We start from the raw sequence: 19,851 nt of genomic DNA on the forward strand, positions 1-19,851 counted from the left end.
ACCTTTCGCAAACAAAGCGATGGCTGTGGCGCGGCAGGACCAGCCCGGTTTCCGCGATACCAGGATATGGTCGGCCATATCCGTGACATTCTGTCGCTCAAATCGTTAAAAACTGCTTTATTTTCGGCTGTTTTGCACAATTTTCAGGCATCTTTGGTGCCGATTTCCATCTCTGCTTCAATTATGTGCAGGATTCCGCGCCTTCGGCTGGACTCCTCGGTCTTGTGACGGTTGTGTTGCTGTGTACAATCAACAGGTCGCGCTCAAAAAGATGCTTGGCATAACGATTGCGATAGGGAGTTGGAGAGATGAAGTTCTGATCAGCCGCTTGTCAACGGAGAGCCTTGATGACCGATGCGACTGCTGAGACCGTCCACACGGCGCGGAGTACCGTGCCGACCGTTCTACACACACGGTCTTCCAACACTATTGTCGATTTTGTCCTCAACCCTCAGAAATACCTTTTAGTTCTGCGTTTTGCCTTAGTCAATACAGTCGCTTCCGCTCTCCTGGCCGCGGCATGGCTTCAGGGATGGATCACGCCGATCCTCGATTCCGACGATACCGGGTTGTGCCAGCTGATCTTCGCCGTTTTCCTGGTGGGCTTGGCGGTCTCGGCCTCCAGGGTCTGGCGCACCAGCTGCGAACTCAACGCGTGCAAGGATTTCCAGATTCATGTCAATTCGCGCGCCGCGCGCTACGTCGCCGAGGTCATGGGCCGTGACAGCGGCAGCCGGAGCACCCTCGCGGGCAATCTCCGCCTGAAGCTGTCGTCCCGGGTCGCGATGGTCCGGCATCTGGCGGCGAGCCTGGTCCTGCTCGGGCTGATCGGGACCGTGGTCGGCTTCATCATCTCCCTGAGCGGGGTCGATCCGGCGAAGGCCGGTGACGTAGCCTCGATCGCCCCGATGGTCACCAAGCTGATCGAAGGCATGTCGGTGGCGCTCTACACGACCCTGGTCGGCGGCGTGCTGAACATCTGGCTGAGCATCAACTACAACATGCTCGCCACCGGCACCGTCAACCTGATCACCGAAATCACGGCGCTGGGTGAACGCCATGCAGGGTCTTGACCAGTTCGACGACGAAGACGTCAACGGCACCGTCTTCCGCGACGTCATAACGCTCGCCCTGTGCGGCTTCGTGGCGGTCGTGATCCTGCTGCTGCCGCACCTAAATCCCAAGCAGCAGGCCCAGGCCGCCGTCAGCACGACCCCCGGCAACGTCATGGTCGAGGCCCGGTGGGCCGACGAGCTGGATACCGACATAGACCTGTGGGTCCAGGCGCCGGGCGACGTGCCGGTCGGGTATTCCAACAAGTCCGGTGTCATCTTCAACCTGCTGCGCGACGACCTCGGCCGAAACGCCGACCCGACCCAGCTGAACTACGAGGTCAGCTACAGCCGGGGCATACCGCCGGGCGAATATGCGATCAACCTGCACATGTACCGCAACAAGGCCCGGGTCTCGCCGGTCAAGGTCACCGTCGTGACCAGCGTCAAGAAGCCCACCGCAGAGTCCGCGAAGCAGGTGCTGTCCAGCACGGTCGATCTGACGGTCGAAAACCAGGAACTTACGGTCTACCGGTTCAAGCTGACGGAGGCCGGGGATCTCGTCCCGAGCAGCGTCAACAGCCTGCCGAAGGCCCTGCGGAAGTGGAGGCAGTGATGCCACTCATGATGAACCTCTTTGTCGTGGCCGTCGTGCTGGCCGCTGGGCTCGCCACCATCAGCATCTGGTCGCCCCGCAAGCTGTGGGTGAAGGTCGGCGCCGTGACGCTGGCGGCGGCCTTCATGCCGCTGTCCTACGCCAGCTTCGCCGACCTGCTGAGCAAGCCGAAGCCGGTGGCGCTGGAGTGGTTCCACCGCAGCATGAGCGAGGCGACCGTGCTGAGCGCCCGGATGCAGGAGGGTGAGGCGATCTACCTCTGGCTCCAGCTGCCCGACACCGCCGAGCCCCGCTACTACAAGATCGGCTGGAGCGAGGACGTCGCCAAGCAGCTCCAACAGGCCATGCGCGAGGCCGAGAAGAACCAGGGCGGCCTGAAGATGGAACTGCCGTTCGAGAACACCTGGGACAAGGACAAGCCGATGTTCTACGCCCTGCCCCAGCCGAAGCTGCCGGAGAAGAACGGCGAGCGCGGCGGCGGGGACGCGCCCCTTGTCTATCAGCACCCCGGCACCAGCGCCTGACGGCCAGGCCTCCGGTCGAGCGGCTCTCCGGGACGCCTCCTCCCGATCCTGCGGAGGAGGCGTCCCGCTTCGCGGCCCCTACAGGACCTGCTTCGGCACGTTCAGCAGCTCCCGCCGGATGCGCTTCAGGCTGGGGCGGTTGGTCTCGTCATAGGCCAGCGGCCGGCACAGATGCATGGCGGTCAGTCCGACGCGGGCGGTCAGCAACCCGTTGATCACCCCCTGCCCCACGCGGGTCGAGAGCGACGCCGCGAGCGTGCTTCCCAGGGCCTCCACCATCAGGTCGTTGCCGCTCTCCGCGACGCCGGCGATGGCGATGTTGGCGAGCATCCGGCGCAGCAGCTTCAGGCTGCCGACATAGCCGGGACGGGCGCCGTAGAGGGTGGCGACCTCGCGTACCAGCTTCAGGTTCCGCCACAGCACGATCACGACGTCGAGCAGCGCCGCCGGGCTCAGCGCCGTGGCGACCGCGGTGTCGCGGGCCGCCCGCAGGACGAGCTGGTACGAGCGGCGGTCGATGTCCTGGAGCAGCTGGAGGTTGACCATGCGCACGACCTCCCGGTCGTCGTGCGCGTCGCTGAGATTATCCCGGAGAGCCTGGACCTGGGCCGACAGGTCGCGCCGGTCGCCGTAGAGCGAGGCGACCGCCCCGGCGTAGCGCGCGGCCTCGCCGTGGCTGCCGGACGTCCGCAGGTGCTCGGCCTCCTCCCGCAGCCCGTCGATCCGGCGCAGTCGCCGCAGGCTGCGCAGTTCGCCCGAGAGCAGGCCGAATCCGCCCAGCACGGCCCCGCCCGCCAGCGCGACGGCACCGCCGCCCAGCAGCGCGCTGGTTTCGAAGGCGCGCCGGATCAGGTCGACCGTGTCGTACCCGACCGCCAACGCCACCAAGGCCGCCGCCGAGCCGACCAGCAGCCGGACAGCCCAGCGCCGGGGCGCCGGGACGGGGTCCGGCAGGTCGGCTTCGGCCGGCAGGCCCGATGCCGCGGTACCGGCGGCCCGGTCGTCCGGAACCACCGTCACGGCGCCGCCGGGGTCCAGTTCCATCGGCGCGATGAAGTCCTTGTCCCGCGTCCGCCCGGTCATGACAGGAAATCTCCGATCAGGAAGTCCAGCGCCTGGTCGAGCCGGATGTTCGGCAGGCCCCGGCCCTGCCGGGCCGACAGCAATGGCGGCCGGAAATCCAGGAAGTTGAGCCGGCGCACGCCGTCGTCGGTCAGCAGCCGGTGGTCGTCGGGGATCTCGCCGGGATACAGGACGGTCGGTTCGGTCCGCCCGATGGGAATGCCCCTTACACAGGCGAGCTGCCGGCCCTGGTGCTCGGCCATCACCGTCTCGGTGCATTTCAGCGCCGCGATCGCCATGGTCTCGACCCGCGCGCCCTCGAACCGGATCGCGTTCCGCCGTTCCTCGACCAGCCCGTCTAGCAGGCGGCGCAGGTTGGCGTGCTGGTTGGACGGGATATGGTCGGCCTTGGTGGCGGCGAACAGAACCCGGTCGATCCGCCCGCCGAGCAGCCGGCCGAGCCAGCTCGACCGTCCGTGGCGGAAGGATTCCAGCGTGGCGGACAGGGAGGTCTGCATGTCGGCCAGGGCGGCGGGCCCGGCATTCAGGGCGCCGATGACGTCCACCAGCACGATCTGACGGTCCAGCCGGGCGAAGTGCTCGGTGAAGAATCGGCGCACGACGTTGGTCTTGTAGGCCTCGAACCGCTCCTCCATCATCGCCCAGAGGGTATGCCGCCCAGCCCGCGCCGAGGGTTCCGGCAATGGGCAGAAGGCCAGCACCGGCGCTCCGACCAGCTCGCCCGGCTCCACGAAGCGGCCGGGCTGGATCAGGCTGAGCAGCTGGTCGGAGGCCCGGCATGCCAGCAGGTATTGCGTGTAGAGTTCCGCCGCCCGCCGGGCGACCGCCTCCTCGGCGGGGCCGGCAGGGTCGCGGTTGGACAGGTAGGCAAGCCATTCCGCCGCCAGGGCGTCGCGCGGCGGGCGCCTGGCAAGCTCAAGGGTCTCGCGCGACCACTCGGCATAGCTCCGGTCCAGCAATGGCAGGTCGAGCAGCCACTCGCCGGGATAGTCCACGATGTCCAAGTTCAGCCGGGTCGGTCCCAGCAGACGGCGCTTCAGCATCGTCCCCGGCATGTAGCGGACCGCCACCCGCACCTGGCTGGTGACCTTGGTGTTGTTCGGCCATTGCGGGTCGGGCGCGGTCAGCCGGGCGATCTGGCTTTCGTAGTCGAAGCGCGGCACCGCCTGGTCGGGCTGAGGCTCCATACGGGCGGCGATGAAGCGGCCGGTCGCGACCACGTCCAGGAACGGCAGCCGGTCGGCATGCAGCAGGTTGTCGATCAGGGCGGTGGTCAGGACCGTCTTGCCGGATCGGCGCAGGCCGGTCACGCCGATGCGCAGGTTGCCGTCCAGCATCCGGTCGGTCAGTTCGCCGACGCGGTCGAAGGCCCGGCTTCCCAGGTTGGTCAGGTCGCGGAAGGGTGATGGAGGCAATCTCTGTCTCGACAGGTCCGGTTGGTACGGGTTCGGGTGGAACGAATTCTGCGGCAAAGCCTGTCTATCGTGAACCGGCGGGAAGCACATCCGTCCTGTGCAGGTCGGCCCACCGCGCGAGATCGCCGCCCTGGACCGCCGAGGTCCCAATGCCGGGCGCCGGCTCGCGCTCGTTGTTCTCCAGCCGGTTGTCATGGTTGTGCATCGGCTCGTGCCCCCGGTTGCTGACCCGCTCGTTCAGGCACGCCCGCCGTCCCGCGCAGAGATTGTGCGTGACCTTGTTGCCGGTGGCGCCGTAGATCAGAAGCCCGACCCGCCCGGCCTCGATGTCGTTCCCGACGACCGTGTTGTACTTGGCCTCGGAGTCCGTTCCGGGCCGCATCCAGCGGCCCGTGGTCAGCCCGCCGACGGAAATGCCGTCGCGCTCGCACCCTTTCATGACGTTGCCGGCCACGAAGTTGCCCTCGCTGCCGCCCTTCATCATCAGGCAGGTATGGCCGGGCGTTCCGTCGACGACGTTGCCGACCAGCCGCGACCGGTTGACCGCGACGAGGTCGATGCCGCCGTCGCCGTTGGCGTTCCGATCGGCGCCGCTGTCGCGGACGATGTTGCGATAGAGATGGACATTGTCCGCCTGGCTGATCTTGATGCCGTCCTCCCCCGCCCGCTCGACCAGGTTGTCGGCGATCACGATGTTCCGGGCATACCGGGACATGTCGCTGGTATCGCGCCCGGACAGGCCGAACTGGATGCCGTTGCCGCTGGCCCCGGCGATCACGTGGAAGCCGAACACCCCGACGTTCCGCGTCCCGAAGCCGTAGATCCCGGTCTTCTCCGACACGATGCGCGCCTTCCCGTGGCCGTCGGCCGATATCAGCCGGATCGGGGCGCCCTCCGTCCCGTTCTTCGAGAACTTGACCGGCCCCCGATAGGTTCCCGCCCTGACCATGATGTCGGTTCCGGGCACCGCGCGCTCGATAGCCACGTTGATGTCGCCGACCGGGCCCTCGGGGGAGACCCAGATCCGGTATCTCTGCTCTCCGCCGCCGTCGAACGGCGCGGCCGCCCGGGACGGGGCCGGCCAGACGGAGACGGCGGCTGCCAGCAGCAGGGCGAAGAGGAACGGATGCTTCATCGACGGGGAAGACGGCAGGAAAGGCATGGGTAACGCGAACTCCATCCGGTCGGGAGAGATTGCGGGACGGGCCGAGCGGATCTCCGGTCAGGCGCCGATCTCGAACATCATCAGCAAGGTCCGCTGGAGACCCCAGAGATTGTCGTCGGAGACGAGGTAGAGCAAGGTGCGCCCGTCCGGCGTCGCCACCACGGAGATGCCCTCGAAATTGTCGGTCGTGACCGGCGGCTCCAGCACCGCCAGTTCGGTGCCGGACAATTCCGCGCCCGCGTCGATCGAGGCGCCGGGCACCCGGACGATCCGCGCGCCGAACCCGCCCAGGATCGAGGCCCGCCGCTCCACGACTACGAGGTCGCCGTCCGGCAGGATCGCGGCATCGGTCGGGCGGTACGGCGCCTTGCCGCGATAGCTCAGGCTTTCCCAGCCATCGGCACCGCCCAGCCAGGCCCGGCTGAAGCCGGCCTTGTCGTCGGACCCTTCCTCGATCACCAGCATCCGTCCGTCGGGAAGGGCCGCCAGCACCTCCGGGCCGCTGTTGCCCTCGGCGCTGCGGATACCCGGCGGGCGCGGCAGCTTGGGCAGGGGCCGTGTCACAGGGCCGTCCGGGTTGGGGGCATAGAGCTCGACCCGGTGCCAGCGCTCGAAGCTGACCGCCCAGCGTCCGTCGGGCAGCCGGGCCAGCCCCTCGGAGTCGGCGCGGTTGGTCACGGCCTGCTTCCCGTCGATGTCGAGCAGCGGCGCCACGGTGATGCCGCGCACCCCCGTGAGGTCGCCCTCGTCGTCATAGTCGATGTTGCCGGTTATCACCTTGCCCCGGTCGGAGATCGCGACGAACCGGCGCCCGTCCGGTTCGACCTCAATGCCGGAAAGGCCGCCGAATTCCGGATCGGGATCGGTGAGCGCCACGCCGCCGCGGTACTTCAGCGATCCGATGTCCCGCCGCTCGGGCCGGCTGTCGTCGAGGCGGACGGCATAGGAGTTCTCCAGGGGACCGTTGGCGGTGAGCGGCGAACAGCCGACCACCGCCAAGGTGGCGAGCGACGCGAGGAAGAACGCCCGCCGGACGAAATCTTGAAGTGCAGCCATGGCCCCATAGATGGCATCGCCGATGATGCGGTGCGACAGCTTTTCTCGGTTCATGCCGGGTACCACGCCGCGGTAAGACCTTTGTCCCCCGTCAGGCCGGAGGTTCTCAATAGGCTCGCAGGCCCCGGCTGCGGAAGATGTTCCGGACCGTGCGGACCTGCCGGGCGCTCGGCGGCCCGAGGGTGCGGAGCGCCGGCGACGGGCAGCGGTCGCGAAGATGGGCGGTCGCCAGCCGATGGAACGGGAGCACCTCGATCCGTTCCACGTCCGGCAGCGATGCCGCGAACTCGGCCAGGGTTTCCACGTGGCGGGGATCGTCGTTGACGCCCGGGACCACCGCGAAGCGCACCCAGACCGGCTTGCGGGCCGCCCGCAGCATCCCGGCGAACCGCAGGGTGCCTGCGGACGACGGGGACGGCCGCCCGTCCAGCGCCCCCGGCTCGACCGGCGTCAGGTCCAGCACCACAAGGTCGGTCAGATACAGCAAGCCCTTGGCCGCGAACAGGTTTCCGCCCCCGCAGGTATCCAGGGCGGTGGCGATGCCCATGTCGCGGCAGCGCCGGAACAGTTCGCGGATGAAAGCCGCCTGGTCGAGCGGCTCGGCGCCGGCCACGGTGACGCCGCCGCCGGACACCCGCATATAGTCGGCGTAGCGCGCGATCTGCTGCATCAGGGAGTCGATCTCCCCGGCGCCCTCCCTGCCCCTCGGCTCGGCTTCCGAAACCAGGGTGCTGCCCGGTTCGGCGCACTGGGTGCAACGCAGCGGGCACCCGTCCAGGAAAATGACGAAGCGCACCCCCGGCCCGCCGGGTCCGGTGCCGAGCGCGGAGACGGAATGGATCCGCCCCGAGACGTTCCGGGAACTCTCCGGCGGTTCCATCTGGTTGGAAAGATCGGTCATGAAATCCCGTGCGCCCGCCTGGCCGGATGCGTTTGCGCCATCGAGCCGCCGGTACGGCACCGACCTCGATCGTCACCATGGAGCAGGGCGCTGACGGGCGCCTTGATCCACATCAACCTGCACGGCGTCGGGTCCCGGCCGGATCGGGGTAACCGAATCTACACGCGTTGCGCCTAGCCTTGCAGGCGGTGCCCGCTCGGAGGGCTGGATCGGAAACGACGCGACGCAAGGCAATGACATCGCACATGACGTATGAACTCGTTCACAAGTTCCGTGGTCAGGGCAAGATGAACGAGGCCGAGGATTGGATAAGGGCCAACGTCAAAGGCTTATGGGAGCTTCAGTTCCTCGGCATGTCCGAGGAAATCGACGAGTTCAAGAAGACCAAGACCTATATCTTCCATGTCCGGTTCACCTTCGGGCGAAGCGAGGACATGAAGCGCTTCAAGGACGAGTACATCGACGGCAAGCAGCCGCGACGTACCCAGGCGTCGGCACCGGCGAAGAAGCGCGGGTTCTTCAGCCGCCTGTTCAACTGACCCGGCCGTCGTCCGAGCCGGAACGGACTCCCCTCATCATGTTCCGACCGCCGCATCGGAACCCCGAGCCCGCCCGGATGTTGAATACGAAATACAAGACGCGGAGTCCGGACCCAGGCCGCGATCGCCGGACGGCAGGTGCGCCCCTTTTGTCATTTTTAGGGAAACTCGAAGAAAATCTCCGGCGACCGGATGACCCTTGCGGGTCCAATCACCTAAGCCGGAAAGTATATTTGAGAGTTAGCCTGTTTGCTGTACATAATGGCGCATTCGATGGAAACTCCGTGGGTTGGATAATTTCTTCCCGCAGAGCTTTTGTTCCGCGGCGTTGCGACCACGGTCAGGAGATCCGCCTTTGACAACAGCACATGCTCCTGACATGGACGAACATACGCGGCAACTTGAACAGGCCCTGAAGGAGAAAGAGGCGGCCCTGCGCGAACTGCAGCACCGGGCCAAGAACAGCCTTCAGCTCGTCATCAGCCTCCTGAAGCTCCAGAGCGGCCGCATCCGCGACCCGGATGCCCGGACCGCCTACGACCTGACGCTTCAGCGGATCGAGGCGCTGGCCATCGCCTACCGCCACCTGCACGAGTCCGGCAGCGAGACGCAAGTCGAGTTCGGCCGGTACCTGAGCGAACTGGTGACGACCACCAGCGCCAACGTGCCGGGCGGCGCGCAAGGGACCGAGATCGACGTGCAGTCCGAGAAGATCACCGGCGGCCTTTCGCTTGCCGTGCCGCTGGGCCTGATCGTCAACGAACTGCTGACCAACAGCCTGCGGCACGCCTTTCCGGCCAAGAGCTGGATCCGCATCTCGCTGACCCGCCCCGCCCCGGACATGCTCGATCTGGTGATCGCCGACAACGGCCGGGGCCTCCCTTCCGGGTTCGACCCGGACGCCGATGCCGGGATGCTGCTGGCCGAGGCGCTGGCGGCACAGCTGAACGCGACGCTGACGGCCGAGACGACCGGCAGCGGCACCGTCGTACGGATGTCGATCCCCCTTTAGCCCATGGCGGCCGACCGTCCCGGCGGCCCTGGTCCAATCATGCGAAAGCCCGCCGAACAAGGTTCGGCGGGCTTTCCCGTCATGTCCGGCAAGGGAGCCGGCGCGGTCCTTACTTGGACGCGCCCGCCTCCTTGGTGTTCATGCCGCGGCCGGTCGTGCGCTCGCTGATGCGCGCCCGCTTGCCGCGCAGCTCGCGCAGGTAATAGAGCTTGGCCCGGCGGACGTCGCCCTTGCGGACCAGCTCGATGCTGTCGATCCGGGGGCTGTACAGCGGGAACACGCGCTCCACGCCCTCGCCGTAGCTGATCTTGCGCACGGTGAAGCTGCTGTTCAGCCCGGCGTTCTTGCGGGCGATGCAGACGCCCTCGTAGGCCTGGACGCGCTCGCGCGTGCCCTCGACCACCTTCACGTTGACGCGCAGCGTGTCGCCGGGGGAAAACTCCGGAACGCCGCGCTTGTCGACCAGCTTCTGGACCTGTTCGGCCTCGATCTGCTGAATGATGTTCATCGCACTCACCCCTTACCTTCACTGATGGCGCGCCGAACCCTTGGCAGGCTCCCGGCGGACCCGTTTGTCATCTATTCCATCGTCACGACGCGGTCGCGCCGGCGGCGCTTCCGCGGTTCTTCCGCCTCGCGGGCGGCCTCGTAGCGGGACCACAGGTCGGGCCGCCGGGCCCTGGTGATCCGCTCCGCCTCGGCCAGCCGCCAGGCCCGTACCTTCTCGTGGTGACCGGAAAGCAGGACTTCCGGCACCGTGCGCCCCTGCCAGTCGGCCGGCCGCGTATAGTGGGGATACTCCAGCAATCCCCGCTCGAAACTCTCCTCCCCGGCGGTCTCCTCGTTGCCCATGACGCCCGGCAGAAGCCGGACGACGGCATCGATCAGGGCCAGGGCCGCCGGCTCGCCGCCGGACAGCACGAAGTCGCCGAGGCTGACCTCCTCGGCCCGGTGGGCCTCCAGGACCCGCTCGTCGACCCCTTCGTAGCGTCCGCACAGAAGGGTCACGACGGGTTCGGACGCCAGCTCCCTGACCAGGGACTGGTCGAGCAGGCGTCCGCGCGGCGACAGGTAGATGACCCGGCCCCGTTCCGCCGCTGCCGCGCCGCCGGTGGCGGCCGTCAGCGCCGCGTCCAGGACATCCGGCCGCATGACCATGCCGGGACCGCCGCCGAACGGGGTATCGTCGACCGAGCGGTGTTTATCGCGTGCGAAAGACCGGATGTCCACTGCTTCCAGGGACCAGATCCCGCTTTCGAGCGCTCGCCCGGCCAGGCTGAGACCCAGCGGCCCCGGGAACATCTCCGGGAAGAGGGTCAACACGCGGACGGTCCAGGGCCGGTCCATCACGCCCCCTCCCTGCCGCCGGCGCCGTCAGCGCGGCCGTCATCTTCGTCTTCGCCCCGATCCGGGGCGCCCGGCGGCGCCAGCAGGTCTTCGGGCGGGTCGGCGACGATGCGTCCGCCGGCCACGTCCACCACCGGCACGATGGCCCTGGTGAACGGAACCATGGCGGTCCGCCGGTCGGGAAGCGCCACTTCGAGCATGTCCCCGCCGCCGAAATCGTGGAGGGCGACCACCGTGCCGATCCGCTCGCCGTCCGGCCGCAGGACCGGCAGGCCGATCAGGTCGGCATGGTAGAACTCGTCCTCGTCCTCGGGCGGCGGCAGGCGATCCCGCTCGACATGGAGCAGCACGCCGCGCAAGGCTTCCGCGGCGGTCCGGTCGGCAACCCCCTGCACCCGGGCCAGCCAATAGTCCTTCATCGCCGATTGGAGTTCGACGGTGAAGCGGCGGGTACCCGTGTGGTCGGTGAGCGGATTGTAGTCCGCGATGGCGGCGGGATCGCCGGTGAAGCTCTTCAGCTTCACCAGGCCGCGCACGCCATGCACGCCGACGATCTGGCCGACGCACACGCGTGCGCCAGTTGCATCGGGCTTGCCTGCGGACCGGGGTGCCATGGGAGGAGACCTGAGCCTTCGAGATTACCGGATGGAATTATTCGGCGCTGCCGGCGGCTTCCGCCTCGGCGCGCTTGGCCGCAGCGGCCTGCTCCGCCTTGATCCGCTCCTGGGCCTTCGCCTTGGGGGCGGCCTTCTTGGGGTTCTGGCTCTGGGCCGGCATCGGGACCACCTCGGCGCGGCCGAGGAACAGCTCGACCCGGTCGGTCGGCTGGGCGCCGACGGACAGCCAGTGCTTGGCGCGCTCGGTGTTGAGCACGACGCGCTCCGGATGATCCTTGGCCAGCATCGGGTTGTAGGTGCCGATCTTCTCGATGAAGCGGCCATCGCGCGGGCTGCGCGCGTCGGTGACGACGATGGCGTAGAACGGGCGCTTCTTGGCGCCGCCGCGGGTCAGACGGATCTTCAAGGACATTGCGAAACTACTCTCTTCACTCAGGTTGCAGGTATTGGCTGTCTTGTCGGTAGGCGAACTGTCTTGGGCGAAACTGCCCGGACGGCGGCTTACGGGAAGCCCTTGCCGCGGGGAAGGAGACCGGCCAGACCCTGGCGCATCATGCCCTTCTGGCCCATCTTCTTGACCTTCTTCATCATGGTCTGCATGTCCTGGAACTGCTTGAGCAGCCGGTTGACATCCTGGACCTGTACGCCCGACCCCATGGCGATGCGGCGCTTGCGCGACGCCTTGATGAGGTCGGGATTGCGCCGCTCGGCCTTGGTCATGGACGAGATGATGGCTTCCTGCTTTTTCAGGATGCCCTCGTCGATGTTGGCGTCCTTGAGCTGGTTCTTGATCTTGCCGATGCCCGGCAGCATCCCGAGCATGCCGCCCATGCCGCCCATCTTGCGGATCTGCTTGAGCTGGTTCGCCATGTCGTCGAGGTCGAAGGTGCCCTTCTCCATCTTCTTGGCGAGCTTCTCGGCCTCCGCCTTGTCGATGTTCTCGGCGGCCTTCTCGACCAGGCTGACCACGTCGCCCATGCCCAGGATGCGGCCGGCGATGCGGTCGGGGTGGAAGGCTTCGAGGGCGTCCACCTTCTCGCCGACGCCCAGCAGCTTGATCGGCTTGCCGGTGATCTGGCGCATCGACAGCGCGGCACCGCCGCGGGCGTCGCCGTCGATCCGGGTCAGCACGATGCCGGAGATGCCGACACGGTCCTGGAAGTTGGTCGCGACCGTCACCGCGTCCTGGCCGGTCATGGCGTCCACGACCAGCAGGGTCTCGACCGGCCTCGTGGCGTCGCGGACGGCTGCCACCTCGGCCATCAGCTCGTCGTCGATCGCGAGGCGGCCGGCGGTGTCGAGCATGACGACGTCGTAGCCTTCGAGGCGGCCGGTCTGCATGGCGCGCTTGGCGATCTCCACCGGCTGCTGGCCGGGGACGATCGGGAGGGTCGCGACCTGGACCTGCTCGCCGAGGATCTTGAGCTGTTCCTGGGCCGCCGGGCGCCGTGTGTCCAGCGAGGCCATCAGGACCTTCTTGCGCTCGCGTGTCTTGAGGCGGAGCGCGATCTTGGCGGTGCTGGTGGTCTTGCCCGAACCCTGGAGGCCGACCATCAGGATCGGCACGGGGGCGGCGGCTTCGAGGTTGATGCCTTCGCTGGACGAGCCCAGCATCTCGACCAGATGGTCGTGGACGATCTTGACGACCATCTGGCCGGGCGTGACCGAGCGCAGGACCTCCTGGCCGACGGCCTTCTCCTTGACGCCGGCGATGAACTGCTTGACGACGGGCAAGGCCACGTCGGCTTCGAGCAAGGCGACGCGCACCTCGCGCAGAGCGATCCCGACATCCTCCTCGCTCAGCGCGCCACGCCGCGTGAGACGATCGAAGATGTCTCCCAGCCGTCCGGTCAGCCCTTCAAACATGCGTCACTCGGTCATGGTTCGCGAAAGTCGGATGCCCTGCCCCACTGCGCCGCCGCGACGGCCAGACTGGCTGGCCATGCGCCCGACATGCGCCCAAACGGAAACGCGCCAGTGCGCGAAACTCGCGGACCGGCGGGCACCCTCGGGCGCAGACAAGGCGGCTCATGGGATTGAGCGGACCGCGAAACTAGGGGACCGGCGCGGCGATGTCAACAGAAGGGTTATGCTTTTGTGCGGCTCCCTCCGGCGGCTTCCTCGGCTATCGCTAATCCCCCCGGAAAGGCCGCATATGTCATCATCCGTGACGGCGAGCCCCGATTATCGGGAAGCCGACAGGCGTCCGCGACCTTGGCTGACGACACCCCCTCCCCTGGCAAGGACGCAAATGTCAGCATCCGTGACGGCGAGCCCCGACGATCGGGAAGCCGACGGGTGTCCGTGACCGTGGCTGACGACATCCCCCTCCCCTGGCAAGGACGCAAATGTCAGCATCCGTAATGACAGGGCTGTCGGCGGGCGATGTCGCGATGCGTCGAGCGGCCGTTGCGAGCCCGCAAAGTTGCATGCGTCATGAAGACGCTCGTATGAGGCGAATACCTGTTCTAGTTTGGAAATGCGGACAGCGACCGGGACTGGCCCGGCCGCCTCCGCTACAGAGGGAGTAGTTCGATGCGCAAACATCGGTTCTCTCTCCAGGTCTGGTTCCAGGCGTTCAGGGTGAAGATCCTGTTCATCCTGCAATTCTAGACCGGGAGCCGGCGGCGGGATGTGCGTCCCGCCGCCTACCCTCGAAAGATAAGCGAACCGCCGGAATTCTTCAACACTGTCATGGGTCCCCGCACCCAGGTCCATGAACGTCATCATCCGTATCGGCCAGGCTCGATGATCCTGGAGGCCGGCGGGCGTCCGGAGGCGTGTTGCAGGATTAGCCCCCCTCTCAGGGACGCCAATGTCAGCATTCGTCATGGTGGGATCGTCGGCGGGCAGCCAACGCGATCTGCCGAGCGGCTGTCGCGAGCCCACGGAGTTGCATGCGTCACGAAGACGCTCGTATGAGGCGAATGTCTATTCTAGCTTGGACATGCGGACAGCGACCGGGACTGGCCCGGTCGCCTCCGCTACAGAGGGAGCAGATCGATGCGGAAACATCGGTTCTCTCTCCAGGTCTGGTTCCAGGCGTTCAGGGTGAAGATCCTGTTCGACCTGCAATTCTAGACCGGGAGCCGGCGGCGGGATGCACGTCCCGCCGCCTACCCTCGAAAGATAAGCGAACCGCCGAAGTTCTTCAACGGTGTCGTGGACCTCCGGGGCGGAAGGTTGCGCCTGCCGTCAGGTGGGCATGCCGGCCAGCAGACCGGCTTCATCCTGGCACTAGACCATCTCTCGCTTGCGGATGCGGCGTACCCGGACAAGCGGGACCCGCGTCCGGAATTATGCCCCGGATGTGGAGCTGATGGATCCCTCGGCGGACCTTCCCGGTTCCTGTGGAGAGCTCGCCGAAAAACATTGGGTCCACTTCAGGAGAATGCAGCATGAGTGATCAACCACACCGCGCCCTCAGCGATGTCCTTGATCGATTGGAGAGCACGGCACGAGGCGAGAGCATAACCGTGCAGGAAGTGGTCGAGAAACTTGGTCACAAATCCTTTGCGTCATTGATGCTGATTTTTTCACTGATCTCCACCTCGCCGGCCAGCGCGATCCCCGGCCTGACGGCGACGGTCGCGGTAATCATCCTCATTCTGGTCGTGCAGATGATCCTCGGACGGGATTGCGTCTGGCTGCCACAGATCATCAGCCATCGGCGCCTGTCCACGGAGAAGCTCTGCAAGGGGATCGGCTGGCTGCGCAAGCCCGTGCTGTTCGTGGAACGGTTCTTGAAGGCGCGGCTCACCTTTTTCCTTCATCGGCCGTGGCTTTTCCTGCCCTTGTTCCTGATCCTGGCGCTGACGCTGTTCATGCCGTTCATGGAGGTGATACCGACCTCGGGGTCCATCGCGTCGGCCGTGATCGCGTTTTTCGCTGCCGGGCTGCTGACCAGGGACGGCGGCCTCGTCCTGTTCTCGCTGATCCTGCTCCTGGCGGTGCCGGTGGCCGTCTGGCAGTTCGGCTTCAGCTGAGCCGCGAGGGTTCAACGGAGCCCCCCTTCCCTGAGAGACTTGGATGGAGCTTCAGCTAACCCGCGGGCGATACATTCTCGCGAATCTCCGGAGCGGAGCGGCGACAAGCCGTCAGGGCAACCGAGTCGGGCGGCGTTACTGATCGTGGCTGATGAGGAAAATCACTCTGGCCCCTTTTAGCACGGAATTGGGCTTGTGGTTCAAGTCATGCACAACTTATAGGATGACCATAGACGGATCATTCGTCAAAATTGTCCAGTCGAGCGGTGCGAAGATCCCTTGAAGGGAGGCACGCCGAGCCACCTAGACACATAAATCGGGCTCGATAGCCGTTTCAGATCCCCGCGAGCCTTCGGAGCGGAACGTCGCCGAGGGGCGACAAGCCGGCAAGCCGATAGCGTCCGGCGCGGTTGCTGAAGGCAGGTGATGAGAAATTCACTCTGACCGCTTTTAGCGCCACTTCCGAGCGGCACGGCCAGGCCGGCTAGAGCTGTACCCGATCAGGTCGCTCCGCCCGAGACAGCTGATCCGATGCATTGCGCCATGGGCGCAACCTACGACCGTCGGCCCGCATCACCTCCGCCCTGCATCGAGCCGTAGGTTGCGCCCATGGCGCAACACAGTGCGGCGAGTGGAACGGCCGGCTGCGAGGATCGGAGCGGTTCAACCTGATCGGGGACCGCTCTACCGGTAGGCCGAGCCGTCCTCCGCGCGGGCGGGGTGGTCCAGGTAGCGGCCCTGCTTCGGGACGGCGACGCGGTCGAATTCCTCCGCCAGGCGGTAGAGGGCGGTGCGCATCTCCGGCCCTTTCATGGGTTCGCCGTGACCGGTGACGACCAGGTCGGGATCGAGGGCGGCGAGTTTGGCGACGGACCGCTTCGCCTTGTCCCACTCCACCGTGTAGTAGGTCGGCGGGCCGTGCATCTCCGCCCGCTGGACCGCGACGGCGTAGGCGCTCTCCTGCCCCGTCGTCACGAAGGCGTCGCCGGCGACGATGGTGCGGTCGGTCTCGCGCCAGAGCGACACGTGGCCGACGCTGTGGCCGGGCGTGTGGAGCCAGCGCCAGCCGGGCATCTCCGGGATGGTGCCGTCCTCCGGGAGCGCCCGGAGCCGGCTGCCGACATCGACCGGGCCGCGCGGGTAGAATCGGGCCAGCGCCGCCATGGCGCCGCCGCCGACGGAGGGATCGCCCGGCGGGTAGGACGCCCTGCCGTTCAGATACGGGTGTTCGAGCGGGTGGGCGTAGACGGGAACGTCCCATTCCCGGGCCAGATCCTCCAGCGCGCCGATATGGTCGAAGTGGCCGTGGGTCATCACGATCGCCGAAGGCCGGGCGCCGGGTCCGAACCGCTCGCCGGCGGCCCCCGTGATCATGCCCTTGGTCCCTGGGATGCCCGTGTCGATCAGGACCCACTGCCGGTCGCCGGCGCCGGGACGGCCCCAGAAGACGACGTTGACGATGCCGAGCCGGCGGTACGCCAGATCGGGGGCGATCTGGTGGGTCTTGTCGCCGCGCGCCGCGTCCAGCTCGGGATCGACCGCGCTGGCGCTCGGGGGCAAGGGGATCTGTCCGGCCATCTCTATGCTTTCCCGCCTCTGTTCTTCCGAACCTTCGTATTCCGGTGGGCCCGATCGACGGGCGCATTCAACCAACCGGCCCCCGTTTCGACCGTTCCCGGCGGAGTATAGGAAAATTTCACACTTGGTTATCGATTGGTCACGACGGCCTTAACGAATCCTTCGTCCTTTCCGCCTAGGCTTGCCGAGGAAGATTCCAGGATGGCCCCCCAATGGCTTCTGCCTCCGCCGAAACCAGCGAGATCCCCCGCGCCAAGCTCTCCCAGCAGGAGCTGAACGCACTGACGAACCGGCACAAGGCATTCCTCAAGCGCCAGCCCGGAGGGACGCGCGCCATCTTCAAGATGCGCGACCTGTCACACCTCGATCTCAGCGGCCTGGACCTGACCGACGCCGATTTCAGCGGGGCCAAGCTGTTCAGTACCCGTCTGCTGGGCTGCAACCTGACGGGCGCCGATCTCTACGGCACCGACCTGCGCCTGGCGAACCTGACCGGCGCCACCCTCATGAAGACCGACCTGCGGGGCGCCTGCCTGCGCGGCGCCATCCTGAGCGAGGCCATGCTGATCGAGGCGGACCTGCGCGACGGCATGCTGGTCCATATGGGCAAGTCGGGCGAAATGGCGTCGGTCAACCAGGAGGCGGTCAAGCTCACCACTGAGCTGACCTGCGCCATCATGCGCGGCGCCAACCTGTCCCGCGCCCGGGTATCCAATGCCTTCGTGATGCAGACCGACATGACCGACGCGGTCATGCGCGGCACCAAGTTCGTCCGGGCCAACCTGACCAATTCCGACCTGACCGGGGCGGACCTGCAGGGCGCGGACCTGACCGGCGCCAACCTTACCGGAGCCCGGCTGACCGGTGCCATCCTGTCCGGCGCTGTGCTCGACAGCGCGCGGCTGGCGAACGCCGTGCTGATCGGCGCGATCCTGGACGATGCCCAGCGCCGCGCGCCGGAACTGGCGGGAGCCGTGCTGGCGAAGGACTTCGCCGGCCTCGGCCGCACCTTGCCGGAGGTGGCCGCGGGCCACGCCGCCTGGATGGACAGCGGTGGCAAGGAGGGGCATCGGGCCGACCTCTCGGGCTATGAGCTGACCGGTTTCGACCTGCGGGGGTTGAACCTGTCGGCCGCGGTGCTGCAGGGCGCCACCCTGGTCAAGGCCGACATGAGGTCCGCCGTGCTGGCCATGGCCGACATGTCGCTGTGCGACCTGCGCCGGATCAACCTGTCGAACGCCGACCTGCGCGGTGCCAACCTGGAGCGGGCGACCCTCACCGGGGCGGACCTGAGCGGCGCCAAGCTGAACCCCGTGCACATCCAGAGCGGCAGCGGCCATGTCTGGCGCGCCAACCTGCACCGGGTGCGGCTGGAGGGGGCCAATCTCCAGGGGGCCGACCTGCGCAAGGCCAACCTGACCGACGCGGTGCTGTCGCGCGCCGACCTGCGCGGGGCGGACCTGCGGGAGACCAACCTGACCGGCGCCGACCTGAAAGGCGCCCGCCTGGAAGGCGCCGACATGGCCGGGGCCACGGGCACCTGACGGCCCGCTGTTCCCTGCCGCCTTCCTTGCGGGAACTTCGCCTCAGTAGGAGAATTCGGCGAAGACGCGGTCGATGTCGCCCTGCCATTCGCCATGATAGCGGTTCAGCAGGATCGTCGCCGGGGTCTCGCCGGTCTCGGCCACTTCCAGCAGGGTGTTGATGAAGTGGGTCTCGTCGTCGCCCCAGCGGTCGTTGCGGGCGCGCCGCCGCAGGCCTTCCCCGGCGATCCTCAGGACCTCCGCCGCGACCTCCCGCAGGGGACGGCCCCGGTGGGTGGCGTCCAGGGCGAGGCGCGGCACCTCGGCGCGGAGATGGGCCCGCTCCTCTGCCGTCCAGTCCTTGACCAGGTCCCAGGCGGCGTCCAGCGCCGTGCCGTCGTAGAGCAGCCCGACCCACAGGGCCGGCAGGGCGCACAGGCCGCGCCACGGGCCGCCGTCGGCGCCGCGCATCTCCAGGTAGCGCTTGAGGCGGACTTCCGGGAACAGCGTGGTCAGGTGGTCGGCCCAGTCGGTCATCAGCGGCAGTTCGCCCGGCAGCGCCGGCAGGCGGCCCTGGAGGAAGTCGCGGAAGCTCTGGCCGGAGGCGTCGATGTACTTTCCGTCGCGGTAGACGAAATACATCGGCACGTCGAGGGCGTAGTCGGCATATTGCTGGAACCCGAACCCCTCCTCGAACACGAACGGCAGGTCGCCGCAGCGGTCGGGGTCGGTGTCGGTCCAGATATGGCTCCGGAAGCTCTGGAAGCCGTTGGGCCGGCCCTCGGTGAAGGGCGAGTTGGCGAACAGCGCCGTCGCGATCGGCTGGAGGGCGAGGCTGACGCGGAACTTCTTCACCATGTCCGCCTCGGACCCGAAGTCCAGGTTAACCTGCACGGTACAGGTCCGCATCATCATGTCGAGGCCGAGCGAGCCGCGCTTCGGCATGTATTCCCGCATGATCTTGTAGCGGCCCTTGGGCATCCACGGGATCTCGTCCCGCTTCCATTTCGGATTGAAGCCCAGGCCGATCATGCCGATGCCCAGCTCCCGGCCGACCTGCTTGACCTGGTCCAGGTGCTCGTGGACCTCGGCGCAGGTGTCGTGCAGGGTTTCGAGCGGGGCGCCGGACAGTTCCACCTGGCCGCCCGGCTCCAGGCTGATGTTGCAGGAGCCGCAGGTCAGCGCGATGACGTTGTCGCCCTCATACACGGGTTCCCAGCCGAAGCGGGTCATCCGGTTGAGCAGCTCGCCGATGCCGTCCGGCCCGTCGTAGGGCAGCGGGCGCAGGTCGCTGGTGCGGTACGCGAATTTCTCGTGCTCGGTCCCGATACGCCAGTCGGACGCGGGCTTGCTGCCCTGCTCGAGATGGCTCACCAGACTGCGCGGGTCGGAAATCGGTTCGCCGCGGGACTTCGGAGGGGCGGACATGGGATGCCT

Annotated in this window: 19 protein-coding genes; 7 read left to right on the forward strand and 12 right to left on the reverse strand. The window is 67.1% G+C overall.

Annotation, left to right across the window (positions count from 1 at the left end; all coding sequences use genetic code 11):
* Window positions 1-347: 347 nt before the first annotated feature.
* From JL101_RS18945 to JL101_RS18955, 3 genes are read left to right on the forward strand one after another with little or no spacing between them, the layout of a single operon-like run.
* Window positions 348-1,073, forward strand: coding sequence for a MotA/TolQ/ExbB proton channel family protein (locus tag JL101_RS18945; RefSeq protein ID WP_228434963.1), 726 nt, complete (start codon window positions 348-350; stop codon window positions 1,071-1,073).
* On the forward strand, window positions 1,060-1,668 hold the full coding sequence (locus JL101_RS18950; protein WP_203097822.1) for a hypothetical protein: 609 nt from the start codon (window positions 1,060-1,062) through the stop codon (window positions 1,666-1,668). The genes JL101_RS18945 and JL101_RS18950 overlap by 14 nt, the downstream gene beginning before the upstream one ends.
* A gap of 8 nt (window positions 1,669-1,676) precedes the next feature.
* Complete coding sequence (locus JL101_RS18955; protein ID WP_228434965.1) at window positions 1,677-2,192, forward strand: hypothetical protein; 516 nt, start codon at window positions 1,677-1,679, stop codon at window positions 2,190-2,192.
* A 78-nt stretch (window positions 2,193-2,270) separates the two neighbouring features.
* On the opposite strand, the gene JL101_RS18960 is transcribed toward JL101_RS18955, so the two are convergent.
* The 5 genes from JL101_RS18960 to JL101_RS18980 form a co-directional block, all read right to left on the reverse strand.
* On the reverse strand, window positions 2,271-3,275 hold the full coding sequence (locus tag JL101_RS18960; RefSeq protein WP_203097820.1) for a TIGR01620 family protein: 1,005 nt from the start codon (window positions 3,273-3,275) through the stop codon (window positions 2,271-2,273).
* Window positions 3,272-4,690 carry a YcjX family GTP-binding protein gene (locus JL101_RS18965; RefSeq protein ID WP_228434966.1) on the reverse strand — a complete coding sequence of 473 codons (1,419 nt, stop codon included), beginning with the start codon at window positions 4,688-4,690 and terminating at the stop codon, window positions 3,272-3,274. The genes JL101_RS18960 and JL101_RS18965 overlap by 4 nt, the downstream gene beginning before the upstream one ends.
* A gap of 64 nt (window positions 4,691-4,754) precedes the next feature.
* A complete protein-coding gene (locus tag JL101_RS18970; RefSeq protein ID WP_203097819.1) occupies window positions 4,755-5,852 on the reverse strand; it encodes a right-handed parallel beta-helix repeat-containing protein in 1,098 nt (365 codons plus the stop codon).
* A gap of 60 nt (window positions 5,853-5,912) precedes the next feature.
* A complete protein-coding gene (locus JL101_RS18975) occupies window positions 5,913-6,965 on the reverse strand; it encodes an esterase-like activity of phytase family protein (RefSeq protein WP_228434967.1) in 1,053 nt (350 codons plus the stop codon).
* Between the two features lie 52 nt (window positions 6,966-7,017).
* Window positions 7,018-7,812: a radical SAM protein gene (locus tag JL101_RS18980; protein ID WP_203097818.1), complete on the reverse strand. Its 795-nt coding sequence runs from the start codon at window positions 7,810-7,812 to the stop codon at window positions 7,018-7,020.
* 245 nt (window positions 7,813-8,057) lie between these two features.
* Between JL101_RS18980 and JL101_RS18985 the strand changes: the two genes are divergently transcribed.
* Together JL101_RS18985 and JL101_RS18990 are read left to right on the forward strand one after the other, a co-directional pair.
* Window positions 8,058-8,351: a hypothetical protein gene (locus tag JL101_RS18985; RefSeq protein ID WP_203097817.1), complete on the forward strand. Its 294-nt coding sequence runs from the start codon at window positions 8,058-8,060 to the stop codon at window positions 8,349-8,351.
* Window positions 8,352-8,730: 379 nt separating this feature from the next.
* Complete coding sequence (locus JL101_RS18990) at window positions 8,731-9,363, forward strand: sensor histidine kinase (protein WP_203097816.1); 633 nt, start codon at window positions 8,731-8,733, stop codon at window positions 9,361-9,363.
* A gap of 109 nt (window positions 9,364-9,472) precedes the next feature.
* Here the strand turns inward: JL101_RS18990 and rplS are convergent, their stop codons facing one another.
* The 5 genes from rplS to ffh all read right to left on the reverse strand — a co-directional run bounded on the left by rplS (window position 9,473) and on the right by ffh (window position 13,193).
* Window positions 9,473-9,871: a 50S ribosomal protein L19 gene (gene rplS / locus JL101_RS18995; RefSeq protein WP_202684279.1), complete on the reverse strand. Its 399-nt coding sequence runs from the start codon at window positions 9,869-9,871 to the stop codon at window positions 9,473-9,475.
* Window positions 9,872-9,942: 71 nt separating this feature from the next.
* Window positions 9,943-10,710, reverse strand: a complete 768-nt coding sequence (trmD, locus tag JL101_RS19000; protein WP_203097815.1) for a tRNA (guanosine(37)-N1)-methyltransferase TrmD — start codon at window positions 10,708-10,710, stop codon at window positions 9,943-9,945.
* Window positions 10,710-11,324, reverse strand: a complete 615-nt coding sequence (rimM, locus tag JL101_RS19005; RefSeq protein ID WP_203097814.1) for a ribosome maturation factor RimM — start codon at window positions 11,322-11,324, stop codon at window positions 10,710-10,712. The genes trmD and rimM overlap by 1 nt, the downstream gene beginning before the upstream one ends.
* A gap of 37 nt (window positions 11,325-11,361) precedes the next feature.
* Window positions 11,362-11,739 carry a 30S ribosomal protein S16 gene (gene rpsP / locus JL101_RS19010; protein WP_202684282.1) on the reverse strand — a complete coding sequence of 126 codons (378 nt, stop codon included), beginning with the start codon at window positions 11,737-11,739 and terminating at the stop codon, window positions 11,362-11,364.
* Window positions 11,740-11,828: 89 nt separating this feature from the next.
* Window positions 11,829-13,193: a signal recognition particle protein gene (gene ffh / locus JL101_RS19015; protein WP_203097813.1), complete on the reverse strand. Its 1,365-nt coding sequence runs from the start codon at window positions 13,191-13,193 to the stop codon at window positions 11,829-11,831.
* Between the two features lie 1,532 nt (window positions 13,194-14,725).
* On the opposite strand from ffh, the gene JL101_RS19020 reads away from it, so the two are divergent.
* Window positions 14,726-15,313, forward strand: coding sequence for an exopolysaccharide biosynthesis protein (locus JL101_RS19020; RefSeq protein WP_203097812.1), 588 nt, complete (start codon window positions 14,726-14,728; stop codon window positions 15,311-15,313).
* Between the two features lie 684 nt (window positions 15,314-15,997).
* Here the strand turns inward: JL101_RS19020 and JL101_RS19025 are convergent.
* Complete coding sequence (locus JL101_RS19025) at window positions 15,998-16,891, reverse strand: MBL fold metallo-hydrolase (RefSeq protein ID WP_203097811.1); 894 nt, start codon at window positions 16,889-16,891, stop codon at window positions 15,998-16,000.
* Window positions 16,892-17,103: 212 nt separating this feature from the next.
* On the opposite strand from JL101_RS19025, the gene JL101_RS19030 reads away from it, so the two are divergent.
* Window positions 17,104-18,435, forward strand: a complete 1,332-nt coding sequence (locus JL101_RS19030; protein WP_203097810.1) for a pentapeptide repeat-containing protein — start codon at window positions 17,104-17,106, stop codon at window positions 18,433-18,435.
* A gap of 42 nt (window positions 18,436-18,477) precedes the next feature.
* Here JL101_RS19030 and JL101_RS19035 read toward each other — a convergent pair whose 3' ends face one another.
* Entirely contained in the window at window positions 18,478-19,842 is a 1,365-nt protein-coding gene (locus JL101_RS19035; RefSeq protein WP_203097809.1) for a glutamate--cysteine ligase, read from the reverse strand.
* Window positions 19,843-19,851: the final 9 nt, after the last annotated feature.

Source organism: Skermanella rosea, assembly GCF_016806835.2.
Taxonomy (GTDB): Bacteria; Pseudomonadota; Alphaproteobacteria; order Azospirillales; family Azospirillaceae; genus Skermanella; species Skermanella rosea.